Origin of the sequence: Mesorhizobium sp. M0019, assembly GCF_040323975.1 — a bacterium.
Lineage (GTDB): Bacteria > Pseudomonadota > Alphaproteobacteria > Rhizobiales > Rhizobiaceae > Mesorhizobium.
On sequence record NZ_JAMYVK010000029.1, the window covers coordinates 75,805 to 88,238 of the forward strand.

Genomic DNA, 12,434 nt, shown 5'->3' on the forward strand with positions numbered 1-12,434 from the left:
GGTCAGCCCGCCGCCGCGCCGAACCAGCCGATCACCGCGCCGATGAGAAGCAGCACGCCAAGCCAGTGACCAACATCGATGAGCGTCAGATCCCAGCCGAAACCTTCGTAGCGATGGTTGACCGAAAGCGTGGTGGCGACGAACCCCAGCCAGAGAACGAAGCCGAAGATCACCCCGGCAAGCAGGCTCGGCTCGCCGCCGGTCACGGCGCCGATGATCAGCGACATGACCAGCGCCATGACGAGCTCCGCGATGAAGGAGACGACGAAGGGTAGCATCGATTTGCTCATCGTCGCCGGATCAAGCTTGGCGGCCTTCAGCCACGGCTTGCTCAAGCCCATGTACCAGGCCGCGCCGAACAGCCACGCCACGACGGCAGCAACGATTACCGCCAGCCAATTGATTGCTGAAAAATCCATGGTTCCCTCCGGTCGATTGCGCGATGGAACGCCTGTTCGCCGATGCCGTCAAGCAAGGCGCCAGACGGTGGTGCGCTTGACCTCGGCGTCCTCCAGCGCCCGGGTCACCGCCACTTCATAGACGGCAAGCGGCTCCAGCCCGGTCTTCGGCAGATAGGAACGGCCGGGATCGCCGACGAGAATGTCGCCGCCGCGCGCCTTCAGCGCGACGAACCACGGCATCAGCCTGTCGGCGAAAGTTTTGTCGTAGAAGACGTCGCCGGCCAGCACCAAGTCCCAGCCGGCATCGCTGCCGATGCAGTCGCCTATGAGGAATTTTATCTCGGTCCCATTTGCCTCGGCATTGAGGCGGATCGCGGTCGCGCAGAATGGGTCGATATCGGCGGCGATCACCTCGGCAGCTCCGGCCTTCACCGCGGCAATGGCGACAAGGCCGGAGCCGGAGGCGAAGTCCAGCACGCACTTGCCGCGCACCGCCGCCGGATTGTCGAGGATGTAGCGGGCAAGGCCTTGGCCGCCGGCCCAGGCAAACGCCCAGAAGGGCGGCGGCAGGCCGATTTCGGTCAGCTCGTCCTCGGTCCGCCGCCACAGTTCGTGCGCCTCGTCGGCCAGGTGCAGGCGGATCTCCGGCACATGCGGCGGCGCCATCAGCGCCGTGTTGTCGAGGATGAATTTCCTGGCGCTGTCCGGCGTCAGCGCCGTCATGGCGCCGGCGTCAGGCCGCCCATGCGGCAAACCTCTTGCCATTCGGCCGGCGTCACCGGCTGCACAGACAGCCGCCCGAGCCGCACCAGCGCCATGTCGGCCAGCTTTTGATTGGCCTTGGCTTGCTCCAGCGTCACCGGCTTCGGCATGGCCTTGAAGGCGCGGATATCGACGCACTCCCAGCGGGGATCGTCGGTGGTGCTGTCCTGATGGGCCAGAGCGCAGACTTCGGCGATGCCGACGATGTCCAGCCCGTCATTGGAATGGTAGAAGAAGCCGAGATCGCCGATCTGCATCGCCTTCATGTTGTTGCGCGCCGCATAATTGCGCACGCCGTCCCATTGCGTGCCGGCCTTGCCCTTGGCCTTGAGGTCCTCGAAGGAGAAGACCGAAGGTTCGGATTTGAACAGCCAGTAGTTCATTGTGTTGCTCCTCCTCAGGTGCCGCCGCGACTAAAAGCGCGTCGCGTTCGACCGGCCTCATGCGACGCGCTTTAGGTTCTTGTTGTATGCATGTCGTTATCACAAAACCGCTGCACACTTTTGCGCGACATGCATCAGATATCCGCCGGCTTGTTGAAGCTCCAGTTCCACTGCCGGATTTCGACGCTTTCGAACAGCCCTGCCTTGGTATAGGGATCGGCCGCCGACAGGGCTTTTGCCGCAGCCAGATCGGGCGCCTCGACAACGGCGAGAGTGCCGTTCGGCTTGCCGTCGGCGTCGAGGAACGGGCCGGCGAAGGCCAATTTCTTGTCGCCGTTCAGCCCTTCCAGGAAGGCAAGGTGCTTGGGCCGCGTATCGAGCCGCACCTGCAGCCTTCCTGGCTTGTCCTTGCAAATCAACGCAAACAGCATCTTTCCATCTCCGCAATCGTTCGCGATTACATGTCGGTTTCGGTCTTGAGTGGCCTTGTCATCAACGCCGACACAGCCTGGTCTATGGTTATGGTGCCGTCCAGTATGGCGGCGACGGCGGCGATGATCGGCGCGTCGATCCGGCGCTCGCCGGCGATGCGGGCGGCGATTGCCGCCGTCGGCACGCCTTCGGCCAAAGGCAGGCCGGCAAGCGGCTTGCCTTGCCCCAGCGCCAGCCCATAGGCGAAATTGCGCGACTGCGCGGACGAGCAGGTGAGCAGCAGGTCGCCGAGGCCGGAAAGCCCCATCAGCGTCTCCGGCCTGGCGCCAAAGGCGGCGCCGATGCGGCGCAATTCGACGAAGCCGCGCGTCACCATCGCCGCCTGGGCGCTGGCACCGAGCCCGGCGCCGGTGACGGCACCCGCGGCAATGGCAAAGACGTTCTTCAGCGCGCCGCCGATCTCGACGCCGATTAGATCGTCGCTCGAATAACAGCGCAGATTTTCCGCCGAAAAGCGGGCGGCAAGGTCGGTGGCCAGAGCCTCGTCGCGGGCGGCGACCACGACGGCCGTCGGCAGGCCCCTGGCGACGTCGGTGGCAAAGCTTGGGCCGGACAAAGCGGCGACCGGATTTGCCGGCAGTATTTCCTCGGTGATGGACGATAGCAGCGCGCCGGTGTCGCGCTCGATGCCCTTGGCGCAGAGGACCAGCGGGACGCCTTTCGGCATATGGCTGGACGCGGCCGTCAGCATAATCCGCAACGATTGCGCCGGCGCTACCGCCAGAACGCAGTCGGCACCGTCGAGCGCCGCCTCGATGTCGCTCGTCGCCACGATGCCGGGATCGAGCGCGATGCCCGGCAGATAGCGCGGATTTTCGCCACGGTCGACCGCCGCGACGGTCTCCGGGTCGCGCGCATAGAGGCGGACGAAATGACCGGCGCGCAGCGTGGCCAGCGCCAGCGCCGTGCCCCAGGCGCCGCCGCCGAGCACGGCGACGCGCCAGCCGCTTGGCGCCTTGTGCTCGCTGCCGGTCATGCCTTGGCCCCACGCCGGCCCGAGCCGACCATCGGGGCCGAGACGCTGTCCAGCGGCCAGCGCGAGCGCGGCACGAAATCGGCGGCGTTTTCACCTGATATGCCGGCGCGCAAGCGCTCGATGCCGGCCCAGGCGATCATCGCCGCATTGTCGGTGCAGAGGTTAAGCGGCGGCGCGACGAAGCTGAACCCGGCCTGCTCGCACAGGCCCTGCAATGTCGCCTTGATGGTCCGATTGGCGGCCACGCCGCCGGCGACAACCAATGCAGGCTCGGCCTTGTCCGGGAATTGCTGACGGAACCGGGTCAGCGCCCGCGCAACACGGTCGCCCAGCGCATCCGCCACCGCCGCCTGGAACGAGGCGCAGATATCGGCAACATCCTGGTCGCTCAGCGGGGCGATCGCGGTGGCTGCCTGGCGGACCGCGGTCTTGAGGCCGGAGAAGGAAAAATCGGGCTGCACAGAGCCCTTCATCGGGCGCGGAAAGGCGAAACGCGTCGCGTCACCGGTTGCCGCCGCCTTCTCGACATTCGGTCCGCCCGGATAGGGCAGGCCGAGCATCTTGGCCGTCTTGTCGAAGGCCTCGCCAAGCGCGTCATCGATGGTCGTTGCCCAGCGCTGGTAGTCGCCGACGCCGCGTACGGCGACGATCTGGGTATGGCCGCCGGAGACCAACAGCAAGAGGTAGGGAAAGTCGAGCCCGTCGGTCAATCTGGCCGTCAGCGCGTGGCCTTCGAGATGGTTGATGGCGATCAGCGGTTTTTTTGCTGCCGCGGCGATTGCTTTGGCCGTCATCAGGCCGACGATCAGCCCGCCGACAAGACCGGGACCGGCGGTGGCGGCAATCGCATCGATATCGGCGAGGTCGACGCCGGAATCGGCGAGCGCTGCCTCGATGATGCCGTCGAGCGCCTCGACATGGGCGCGCGCGGCGATCTCCGGCACGACGCCGCCGAAAGCGGCATGCTCCTCGATCTGGCTGAGCACGATGTTCGACAGGATTTGCGGCGTGCTGCGACCGTCCAGCGCCACCACGCTGGCGGCGGTCTCGTCGCAACTCGTCTCAATGCCCAGAACGCGGATCAATTCGTCGCTGTCCAAAAATCGTACAGATTGTACTGTCGGCCTTTCCCCGATAGGAGAAAACCCGAAAACCTGCCGGGGGTTATCACGGACGGCGCGTCATGCAAACAACCTTGAAAATCGGAACACGCGGCAGCCCGCTGGCGCTGGCGCAGGCGCATGAAACGCAGGCGCGACTGATGGCGGCGCATGGCATGCCGGCGGAAGCTTTCGAGGTGGTCGTCATCTCGACCAGCGGCGACCGCATCCAGGACCGGCCGCTGTCGGAAGCCGGCGGCAAGGGCCTGTTCACCAAGGAGATCGAGGAGGCGCTGCTGGCGCGCCGCATCGACATCGCCGTGCATTCGTCGAAGGACATGCCGACGCTGTTGCCCGAGGGGCTGGAACTGTCCGCGTTCCTGCCGCGCGAGGACGCGCGCGATGCCTTCATCGGCAAGGCGGCGCGAACGATTGCCGGCCTGCCGCAAGGCGCCAGGGTCGGTTCGTCGTCGCTGCGGCGCCAGGCGCTGATCCGGCGGATGCGGCCGGACGTCGAAGTGGTGATGTTTCGCGGCAATGTGCAGACGCGGCTGCGCAAGCTCGAAGACGGCATCGCCGACGGCACCATCCTCGCCTATGCCGGGCTGAAGCGGCTCGGGCTCGAAGACGTCGTCACCGACCTGATGCCGCTCGAGGTCTTTCCGCCGGCGCCGGGGCAAGGCGCGATCTGCATCGAAAGCCGCATCGGAGACCTCGACGTGGAACAGATGCTGGCAGCGATCCACGACGGGCCGACCGGCGAGGCGCTGGCCTGCGAGCGCGCCTTCCTGGCGGCGCTCGACGGGTCCTGCCGCACGCCGATCGCCGGACATGCGACGATATCGGGCGGAACGGTTTCCTTTGCCGGGCTGATCATCTCGCCCGATGGCACGCAGTCGCATGAAGTCAGGCTGCAAGGGCCGGCGCAGGAGGCGGCGCGCATTGGCGCGGAAGCCGCGGCGACCGTTCGGGCCAAGGCCGGCGAAACATTCTTCGATGGCTGGACCTGACATGCTCCGCGTCCTTGTGACGAGGCCCGAACCGGGCGCGTCGCGCACGGGGCGCCGGCTTGCGGATGCCGGCTTTCAGCCGATCCTGCTGCCATTGACCGGAACCGTGGCGCTGCCGGTCGATGCCGGCGCGCCCGCTGACGCCGCGGCGGTCGCGGTCACCAGCGCCAATGCCGTTCGCCATGCGCCGAAAGAGGTCATCGCGGCGCTCGCCGGCTTGCCGTGCCACGCCGTCGGCAGGAAGACGGCGGAAGCCGCCCGCGCTGCCGGGTTTCTGTCGGTCAGCGAAGGCCCCGGCAATGCCGAGGCGCTGGCCGATGCGCTTGCTGGCGGTTACGCGGGGCAGACGATCGTCTATCTCTGCGGGCGGGTGCGATTTCCCGACTTCGAGGAAGGGCTGTTGGCGTCGGGCGTTCAGGTCCGCGCCGTCGAGAGCTACGACACCGTTGTCCTGGATTACTCCGACGAGGCCGTTCTTGCGCGCCTGTCCGCCCGGCCGGTCGAGGCGGTGCTGCTCTATTCGGCCAAGGCGGCCACCGCTATGCAGGCCCTGGCTAGCCGGCCGGTGCTGCGCGGTGTTTTTGAAAAAACGCGCTTTTTCGGATTATCGGGGCGCATCGCCGCGGCCTTGGGCGATGTCGCCGAGATCCGGATTGCGCCTGAGCCCAGCGAGGACGCGCTGCTGGGACTTTTGCAGGCGTCGCGCTGACCGGCATCCGCCGCTGCTCTGTGCCAGCTTGTTCCAAAGGTTGGCGCCGCCCCTCACCTGCCTGCCGGCATCGTCTCCCCGTATAGTGACGGGGAGAGGGTGCCTTCGCCGAGGATTTCGCCAACCTCCAGCGTTGCAGAAGAAGCGTCTGGACTCGTGAGAGCCCTTCTCCCCGTCACTATACGGGGAGAAGTGACCGGCAGGGTGATGAGGGGCAGTGCCAACGTGGATGACTGCGCTCGGGCACATTTTGTTCTTGCTTTGTGCCGGCAGCTATGCTACTAATCTAGTTATGGTGCTAATTGGCTCCAACGACCCGCCCGCCGAGGCGGGTTTTTTGTGTGCCGAGCATGGGCCTTGGCTTGAAACGTGGATTCGGCCCTGCGGCGTTTTGCCAAAACTGAACTCCAGGCCGTGGCGTCATCACGCCGCCCCTTTTCACCGCTTGGTGATGTGCTAGACCCTTCAAACCATCCCGAAGCGAATTTTGCGGAGCCCGAGCATGGTCAAGACGCCGAAGATGCGGCATTCCAAGAGCCGCCGTGAGCCGGTGACCATCGAGCTTGAGCCTGGCGCCGTCTCGCGAGTCGCCGACGAACAGGATGCCGTGACCTCGCAGACCGACGAGGCGCGGGCCGAGGAAGCGGCGAACGCCTCGCAGCCGGAGCCACCTGAAGAGCCGGTGCATGCGGACCAGACCGATCTCGAGCCATGGGAACATGCCGACGCAGCCGCGCCGGCCGGCACGCAAGAGCCGGCGGATGCCGGCGTCGATTCTGCCAGGGAAGCGGAAACCCCTTATCCCGCCGGTTCGGATGCGCCGGCCGGGCGCTCCACGGTTTCCGACTACAGTTTCGAAGATGCATCCAGCGGAACCGGGGCCAACGAACCGGGGATCCCAGGTTCCGGCGAGAAGACAGCTGAGACGAGGGACGACCATATGGCAGCGCTGCCGAAGCGAAGCGGCATCAACGGCATCGCCGCCGGTATTATCGGCGGCGTCATCGCCCTCGCCGCGGCCGGCGGGCTGCAATTTGCCGGCCTGCTCGGTGCGCCGGGGTCGGGCGGCGTGTCGCTCGACGCGGTCAATGGTGAGATCGTTTCGCTGAAACGCGAGGTCGCGGACCTCAGACAGGCGGGCGCCAACAATGACGCATCGGCCAAGGTGGACGGGCTGTCGTCGGCGCTGGATCAGGTCTGGGCGGACGTTGCGACGTTGAAGTCGGCGGTCGAGCAAGGCGGTTCCGGCGACAATGCCGGCCTGGCAGCACTTGGCGACAAGGTAAGGCAGATCGAGACGGCGGTTGCGGCCCTCGGCAAGGCCGGCGGTACGGCGCCGGTCGATCTCGGCCCGCTCAACGAAAGGCTGGCCGCGCTCGATGCGCTGGTGAAATCGGCCGGCGAGACGACAAAGGCGCAGGACAGCCGGCTTGCGGCCCTGGAACAGTCGGTTTCACAGATCTCGGGCAAGGTCGATGCACAGGCTTCGCAGCCGAAGATCGCACTGGCCATTGCCGCTTCGGCGCTCAAGGCAGCGCTCGACCGCGGTGCACCGTTCGCCGCCGAGCTCGAAACCTTTGCCGCGATCTCACCCGATGCACCCGAGATCGCGACGTTGCGCACCTATGCCGAAAAGGGCGTCCCGATGCGCTCCGAGATCGCCGCCGAAGCGGACGGCGCCGCCAACGCGATGGTCGCTGCCGCGACGCCCATCGACCAGAATGCCGGCATCCTGCAGAAGCTGCTGTCCAGCGCCGAATCGCTGGTCAAGGTCAGGCCGATCGGCGCCGTCGAAGGCACCGGCGTTCCGGAAACCGTCGCGCGCATGGAGGTCGCGGTCAACCAGGGCGACTACGCCAAGGCGCTCAGCGAATACGAAACCCTGCCTGAGGCGGCCAAGGCCGCCGGCGCCGACTTTGCCGGCAAGCTGAAAGCGCGGATGGAGGTCGAGACGCAGATCGATTCGCTCATCGCCGGCGCGATGAAGGCGTGAGGAACCCAATGATCCGCATCCTCGCCTTCCTTGCCGCCGTCTTTGCGCTCGGGCTCGGCTTCGCCTGGCTGGCCGACCGGCCGGGCGAAATGCTCGTCACCTTCAACGGCTATCAATACCAGGTCAGCCTGATGGTCGCGGCGGTGGCGGTCGTTGCCGTGGTTGCCGCGGTGATGATCGTCTGGTGGCTGGTCAAGGCGCTGTGGAACAGCCCCTATACGATCTCGCGCTATTTCCGCGTGCGTCGCCGCGACCGCGGCTACCAGGCGCTGTCGACCGGGATGATCGCCGCCGGCGCCGGTGACGGCGCGCTCGCCCGCAAGAAGACCAAGGAAGCGGCAAAGCTGATCCGCTCCGATCAGGAGCCACTGATCCAGCTGCTCGACGCGCAGGCCTCGCTGCTCGAAGGCGACCATGAAGGCGCCCGCGAAAAGTTCGAGACCATGCTCGATGATCCCGAAATGCGGCTGCTCGGCCTGCGCGGGCTTTATCTCGAGGCCGAGCGGCTCGGCGACCGCAACGCAGCCCGCCACTATGCCGGCCGTGCCGCGGCGGTGGCGCCGCAACTGGCCTGGGCGGCCGAATCGACGCTGGAAGACCTGACCGGACGCGGCGACTGGGATGGCGCGCTGAAACTGGTCGACGCCCAGAAGTCGACCCGGCAGATCGAGCGTGACGCCGCCAACCGGCGCCGCGCCGTGCTGCTTACCGCCAAGGCGCAGGCGCTGATCGACAGCGATGCTAATGCCGCCCGGACGGCGGCTCTGGAAGGCAACCGGCTGCGGCCGGATTTCGCGCCGGCGGCGGTCGTCGCGGCGAAATTGCTGTTTCGGCAGAACGACGTGCGCAAGGGCTCGAAAATCCTCGAGGCGGCGTGGAAGGCCGAGCCCCATCCGGAGATCGCCGAACTCTACATTCATGCCAGGCCGGGCGATGCCGTGCTCGACCGGCTGAACCGGGCAAAGAAGCTGCAGGAACTGAAGAAGAACCATGCCGAGGCCTCGCTGGCCGTGGCGCGCGCCGCGCTCGATGCCCAGGAGTTTTCAACCGCCCGTCGGGAGGCTGAAGCCGCCATCCGCATCGATCGCCGCGAAGGCGCCTATCTGCTGCTGGCCGATATCGAGGAGGCCGAAACCGCCGACCAGGGCAAGGTGCGGCAGTTGCTGTCGAAAGCGGTGAGAGCGCCGCGCGACCCGGCCTGGGTCGCCGACGGCGTCGTCTCCGAGCGCTGGGCTCCGATATCGCCGATCACCGGCAGGCTCGACGCATTCGAATGGCGGGCGCCGATGGAGCGGCTCGGACAGTTGATCGACGGTCATGAGGATACGCCGGAGGCGCCGGTGCCGGCCATCGCGGCTCCAGCCAGGCCGGTACAGGAAAGAGCCGGGACGATCGAGCACACGGCGGAGACACCGGGCACAGCGACCGAGGAGAAGACGGACGACCGTGCCGGCGAGGATCATGTGACACCAATCACCGCGGCGGCGTTTGCCCAAGTGCCGGAAGATGCCGAGGCCGTCGAGCCGGCGCAGGAGCTGACGCGGCTGCCCGACGACCCCGGCGTCGATCCAGACGACGCGGCGGATAAATCGACGCGCCGGTTTCGTTTGTTCTGATCAGGGTCGAGTGGACCCGGGCTTATTGGGAATGATTTGATGTTCGAACGCGTTTTGTCGTTTCTAAGGGATCTGCCGTCCGGTGGTGGCGCCAGCCCCAGCGCCGACGATCCGCGCATTGCCGCGTCCGCCCTGCTTTTCCACGTGATGAACGCCGACGGGGTGCGCCAGGATACCGAATGGGAACGGTTCAAGAAGGTGCTGGCGGAAAGCTACTCGATCAGCGGCGACGAACTCGACGCATTGGCGGCTGCCGGCGAGCGGGCCGACAATGAGGCGATCGACCTCTACGCTTTCACCAGCGTGCTCAAGCGCCATCTCGACGCCGAGGCGCGAAAGGCCTTCATCGGCCTGATGTGGGAGATCGTCTATGCCGATGGCGAGCTGCACGAGCTCGAGGACAATACCGTGTGGCGGGTCGCCGAGCTGATCGGCGTCGAACGTCGCGACCGTGTCGAGGCGCGCCTCAAGGCGGCCGCCGCGGCTCCTGGTGCTGCCGGAACCTCAAGCGACGAATAGACAGGATCCCGCCTTCCAATGCCGCCCAAGCCAAGTCCGAGACCAAAGATCCTGATCGTGCTGCATCAGGAGCATTCGAGCCCCGGACGGGTCGGCCATATGCTTATCGAGGAAGGCTTCGATCTCGACATCCGCCGACCGCCGCTCGGCGAGGCCTTGCCGCAGACGCTGGATGGCCATGCCGGCGCCGTGGTGTTCGGCGGGCCGATGAGCGCCAATGACGGCGACGAGTTCGTCCGCCGCGAGACCGACTGGCTCAAAATTCCGCTCAACGAGAACCGGCCGCTGCTTGGCATCTGCCTCGGCGCGCAAATGCTGGTCAAGCATCTCGGCGGCAGGGTCGAGGGCCATGGCGAGGGCCTCGTCGAAATCGGCTGGTATCCGCTGAAGGCGACCGAAGCGGGCAGCAGGCTGATGCATTGGCCGGAGATGGTCTATCAGTTCCATCGCGAAGGCTTTTCGCTGCCGAAGGACGCGACGCTTTTGGCGACGGCCGAAACCTATCCCAACCAGGCCTTCCGCTATGGCGACAATGCCTGGGGCATTCAGTTCCATGGCGAATTGACCCGGGCGATGATGCAGCGCTGGGTGGTGCGCGGCGCGCACCGCTTCGAACTGCCCGGCGCGCAGCCCGGTCGCGACCATCTCGGCGGCCGGCTGATCTGGGACATGCACCTCAAGCGCTGGCTCGGCGAGTTCCTGCCGATGATTTTCGGCAAGCCGGCGCTGCGGTAATCAGTTTCGCCCCCTGAGATGACGCACCTTGCGCAGCTGCGGGAACAGCACCGCCCACAGGCCGGCAACAGCGATCGCCCCGACACCCCCGACCACCACGGCCGGAACCGTGCCGATCAACGCCGCCATGGTACCGGCGCGGAATTCGCCGAGCTCATTGGAAGCGCCGACAAACACCTGGTTGACAGCGTTGACGCGGCCGCGAACGTCGTCCGGCGTCCACAGCTGGATCAGCGTCTCGCGGATATAGACGCTGAACATGTCGGTGGCGCCGAGCAGCGCAAGGGCCGCAATCGACAGCCAGGTGATGGTCGAGAGGCCGAACAGAACCGTGAACGCGCCGAACAGCGCGACGAAGCCGAGCATGACAAGGCCGGCATGGTTGCGGATCGGGTGTCCGGCCAGCCAGATGGCGACGCAGATGGCGCCGACGCCGGGCGCCGAGCGCAACAGGCCGAGCCCCCATGGGCCGAGTTCGAGGATATCGCGCGCGTAGACCGGCAGCAGCGCCGAGGCGCCGGACAGGAGCACCGCAAACAGATCGAGCGAAATCGCGCCGAGCACGATCTTTTCGCTCCAGATATAGCCGAAGCCGGCGAACAGGGTCTGTACCGTCGGCCTGTCGGTCCGGCTGCGCTGGGCAGGCTTAGGGATGGTGAAGATCAGCACGGCGGCAACCAGCATCAGCACGGCGGCGGTGGTGTACGCGGCTTCGGCTGAAAGCCCGTAGAGCAGGCCGCCGGCGACCGGCCCGACGATGGTTGCCGTCTGCCAGGCGGACGAGTTCCAGGCGATGGCGTTGGCGAAATCCTCGGGCGGCACCAGATTGGCGAACAGCGATGAGGAGGCCGGCCCGAAGAAGGCGCGCGCGATGCCGAACATGGCGAGCACGATGAAGACCGGCATCGGCCCGGAGAGGCCGCGTAGCGTCAGCAGCAGCAGGGCCAAGGCGCAGCCCGCCTCGACCAGCACCGCCAGCGCCATGATCAGCCGGCGCCCGAAACGATCGGCAACGTCGCCGGTGACCAGCACCAGCAGCAGCGAAGGCAGGAACTGGACGATGCCGACAAGGCCGAGGTCGAACGGGTCGCGGGTGAGATCGTAGATCTGCCAGCCGACGGCGACCGACACGATCTGGGTGGAGAATGTCGAGAGGAAGCGCGCCGCCCAGTAGCTCAGGAACGGCCGGTGGCGAAAGGCGGCATAGCGCTGGTCGGATGGTACTTGGGATTCTGTGGTCATGGAATAAGGCCCCGTGGCGGCGATGTCGGCCGGCGGGGCACTTCCACGATGGGCGCTGGTCCGGCCAAAAGAGCCTTTAGCGCAGTTCGGCCGGAGGCGCGCGCAAAAATCCGGCCTGGCTCCAGCTTTTTTCAGGCTGCCATACCAATTGCAGGCGGCAACCACGCTCGGCGGAGATGGAGAGGGTTATTTGGCGCGCAGGTCGAGTTCCTTCGCGCCCCCCTCTGTCCTGCCGGACATCTCCCCCTCAAGGGGGGAGATCGGACGTCGCGACGTCCTTCGCCAGTCTCCGGCTTCGAAGGCAATTTGTACGTTCAAAGATTTGTACGTTTAAAGAGTAGCGCCATCGGCGAGGCAGCTGATCTCCCCCCTTGAGGGGGAGATGTCCGGCAGGACAGAGGGGGGCGCTGTCCCATAAGCGCTAACTTAGGGCATGGCAGCTATCCTTGCTGCGGCGGATTGGTTTTTGCGCCGTCTTGGTGGGTCGCAGACGTGA

Annotated in this window: 13 protein-coding genes; 6 read left to right on the forward strand and 7 right to left on the reverse strand. The window is 66.3% G+C overall.

All coding sequences use genetic code 11. The annotated features are described in order from the left end of the window. Nucleotides 1-2: 2 nt before the first annotated feature. The 6 genes from NKK47_RS20960 to tsaD form a co-directional block, all read right to left on the reverse strand. Nucleotides 3-419 carry a DUF1761 domain-containing protein gene (locus NKK47_RS20960; RefSeq protein ID WP_023680475.1) on the reverse strand — a complete coding sequence of 139 codons (417 nt, stop codon included), beginning with the start codon at nt 417-419 and terminating at the stop codon, nt 3-5. A gap of 48 nt (nt 420-467) precedes the next feature. Beyond that, nucleotides 468-1,124 carry a class I SAM-dependent methyltransferase gene (locus NKK47_RS20965; protein WP_352578135.1) on the reverse strand — a complete coding sequence of 219 codons (657 nt, stop codon included), beginning with the start codon at nt 1,122-1,124 and terminating at the stop codon, nt 468-470. Beyond that, nucleotides 1,121-1,546 carry an EVE domain-containing protein gene (locus tag NKK47_RS20970; RefSeq protein ID WP_352456302.1) on the reverse strand — a complete coding sequence of 142 codons (426 nt, stop codon included), beginning with the start codon at nt 1,544-1,546 and terminating at the stop codon, nt 1,121-1,123. Before NKK47_RS20970 ends, NKK47_RS20965 begins: the two co-directional genes overlap by 4 nt. 134 nt (nt 1,547-1,680) lie before the next feature. Then, nucleotides 1,681-1,977, reverse strand: a complete 297-nt coding sequence (locus NKK47_RS20975; RefSeq protein WP_352509118.1) for a YciI-like protein — start codon at nt 1,975-1,977, stop codon at nt 1,681-1,683. A 26-nt stretch (nt 1,978-2,003) separates the two neighbouring features. Then, entirely contained in the window at nt 2,004-3,014 is a 1,011-nt protein-coding gene (locus tag NKK47_RS20980; protein ID WP_352578128.1) for an NAD(P)H-dependent glycerol-3-phosphate dehydrogenase, read from the reverse strand. After that, entirely contained in the window at nt 3,011-4,096 is a 1,086-nt protein-coding gene (gene tsaD / locus NKK47_RS20985; protein ID WP_352451325.1) for a tRNA (adenosine(37)-N6)-threonylcarbamoyltransferase complex transferase subunit TsaD, read from the reverse strand. The genes NKK47_RS20980 and tsaD overlap by 4 nt, the downstream gene beginning before the upstream one ends. Before the next feature lie 101 nt (nt 4,097-4,197). Here tsaD and hemC point away from each other — a divergent pair, with 101 nt between their 5' ends. The 6 genes from hemC (at nt 4,198) to NKK47_RS21015 (ending at nt 10,696) form a co-directional block, all read left to right on the forward strand. After that, nucleotides 4,198-5,124, forward strand: coding sequence for a hydroxymethylbilane synthase (gene hemC, locus NKK47_RS20990; protein WP_352578129.1), 927 nt, complete (start codon nt 4,198-4,200; stop codon nt 5,122-5,124). 1 nt (nt 5,125) lies between these two features. Continuing rightward, entirely contained in the window at nt 5,126-5,833 is a 708-nt protein-coding gene (locus NKK47_RS20995; protein WP_352578130.1) for a uroporphyrinogen-III synthase, read from the forward strand. 502 nt (nt 5,834-6,335) lie between these two features. After that, nucleotides 6,336-7,826 carry a COG4223 family protein gene (locus NKK47_RS21000; RefSeq protein ID WP_352578131.1) on the forward strand — a complete coding sequence of 497 codons (1,491 nt, stop codon included), beginning with the start codon at nt 6,336-6,338 and terminating at the stop codon, nt 7,824-7,826. Between the two features lie 8 nt (nt 7,827-7,834). Next, complete coding sequence (locus NKK47_RS21005) at nt 7,835-9,442, forward strand: heme biosynthesis protein HemY (protein WP_352578132.1); 1,608 nt, start codon at nt 7,835-7,837, stop codon at nt 9,440-9,442. A 39-nt stretch (nt 9,443-9,481) separates the two neighbouring features. Then, the gene (locus tag NKK47_RS21010) at nt 9,482-9,961 is read left to right on the forward strand and encodes a tellurite resistance TerB family protein (protein WP_023678200.1); all 480 of its coding nucleotides are present in this window, start codon (nt 9,482-9,484) and stop codon (nt 9,959-9,961) included. A gap of 18 nt (nt 9,962-9,979) precedes the next feature. After that, nucleotides 9,980-10,696 (forward strand): glutamine amidotransferase, encoded by a 717-nt coding sequence (locus tag NKK47_RS21015; protein WP_292657163.1) that lies wholly within the window; start codon nt 9,980-9,982, stop codon nt 10,694-10,696. Here the strand turns inward: NKK47_RS21015 and NKK47_RS21020 are convergent, their stop codons facing one another. Then, nucleotides 10,697-11,938, reverse strand: a complete 1,242-nt coding sequence (locus tag NKK47_RS21020; RefSeq protein ID WP_023678198.1) for an MFS transporter — start codon at nt 11,936-11,938, stop codon at nt 10,697-10,699. Between the last annotated feature and the right edge of the window lie 496 nt (nt 11,939-12,434).

Excerpts from the sequence above, each read along its gene's own strand:
- NKK47_RS21020 (WP_023678198.1), bottom strand. The coding sequence starts at position 11,938 with ATGACCACAGAATCCCAAGTACCATCCGACCAGCGCTATGCCGCCTTT.
- NKK47_RS20980 (WP_352578128.1), bottom strand. The coding sequence starts at position 3,014 with ATGACCGGCAGCGAGCACAAGGCGCCAAGCGGCTGGCGCGTCGCCGTG.
- NKK47_RS21015 (WP_292657163.1), top strand. The coding sequence starts at position 9,980 with ATGCCGCCCAAGCCAAGTCCGAGACCAAAGATCCTGATCGTGCTGCAT.
- NKK47_RS20975 (WP_352509118.1), bottom strand. The coding sequence starts at position 1,977 with ATGCTGTTTGCGTTGATTTGCAAGGACAAGCCAGGAAGGCTGCAGGTG.
- hemC (WP_352578129.1), top strand. The coding sequence starts at position 4,198 with ATGCAAACAACCTTGAAAATCGGAACACGCGGCAGCCCGCTGGCGCTG.
- NKK47_RS20960 (WP_023680475.1), bottom strand. The coding sequence starts at position 419 with ATGGATTTTTCAGCAATCAATTGGCTGGCGGTAATCGTTGCTGCCGTC.
- NKK47_RS21000 (WP_352578131.1), top strand. The coding sequence starts at position 6,336 with ATGGTCAAGACGCCGAAGATGCGGCATTCCAAGAGCCGCCGTGAGCCG.
- NKK47_RS21010 (WP_023678200.1), top strand. The coding sequence starts at position 9,482 with ATGTTCGAACGCGTTTTGTCGTTTCTAAGGGATCTGCCGTCCGGTGGT.
- NKK47_RS21005 (WP_352578132.1), top strand. The coding sequence starts at position 7,835 with ATGATCCGCATCCTCGCCTTCCTTGCCGCCGTCTTTGCGCTCGGGCTC.
- NKK47_RS20970 (WP_352456302.1), bottom strand. The coding sequence starts at position 1,546 with ATGAACTACTGGCTGTTCAAATCCGAACCTTCGGTCTTCTCCTTCGAG.
- NKK47_RS20965 (WP_352578135.1), bottom strand. The coding sequence starts at position 1,124 with ATGACGGCGCTGACGCCGGACAGCGCCAGGAAATTCATCCTCGACAAC.
- NKK47_RS20995 (WP_352578130.1), top strand. The coding sequence starts at position 5,126 with ATGCTCCGCGTCCTTGTGACGAGGCCCGAACCGGGCGCGTCGCGCACG.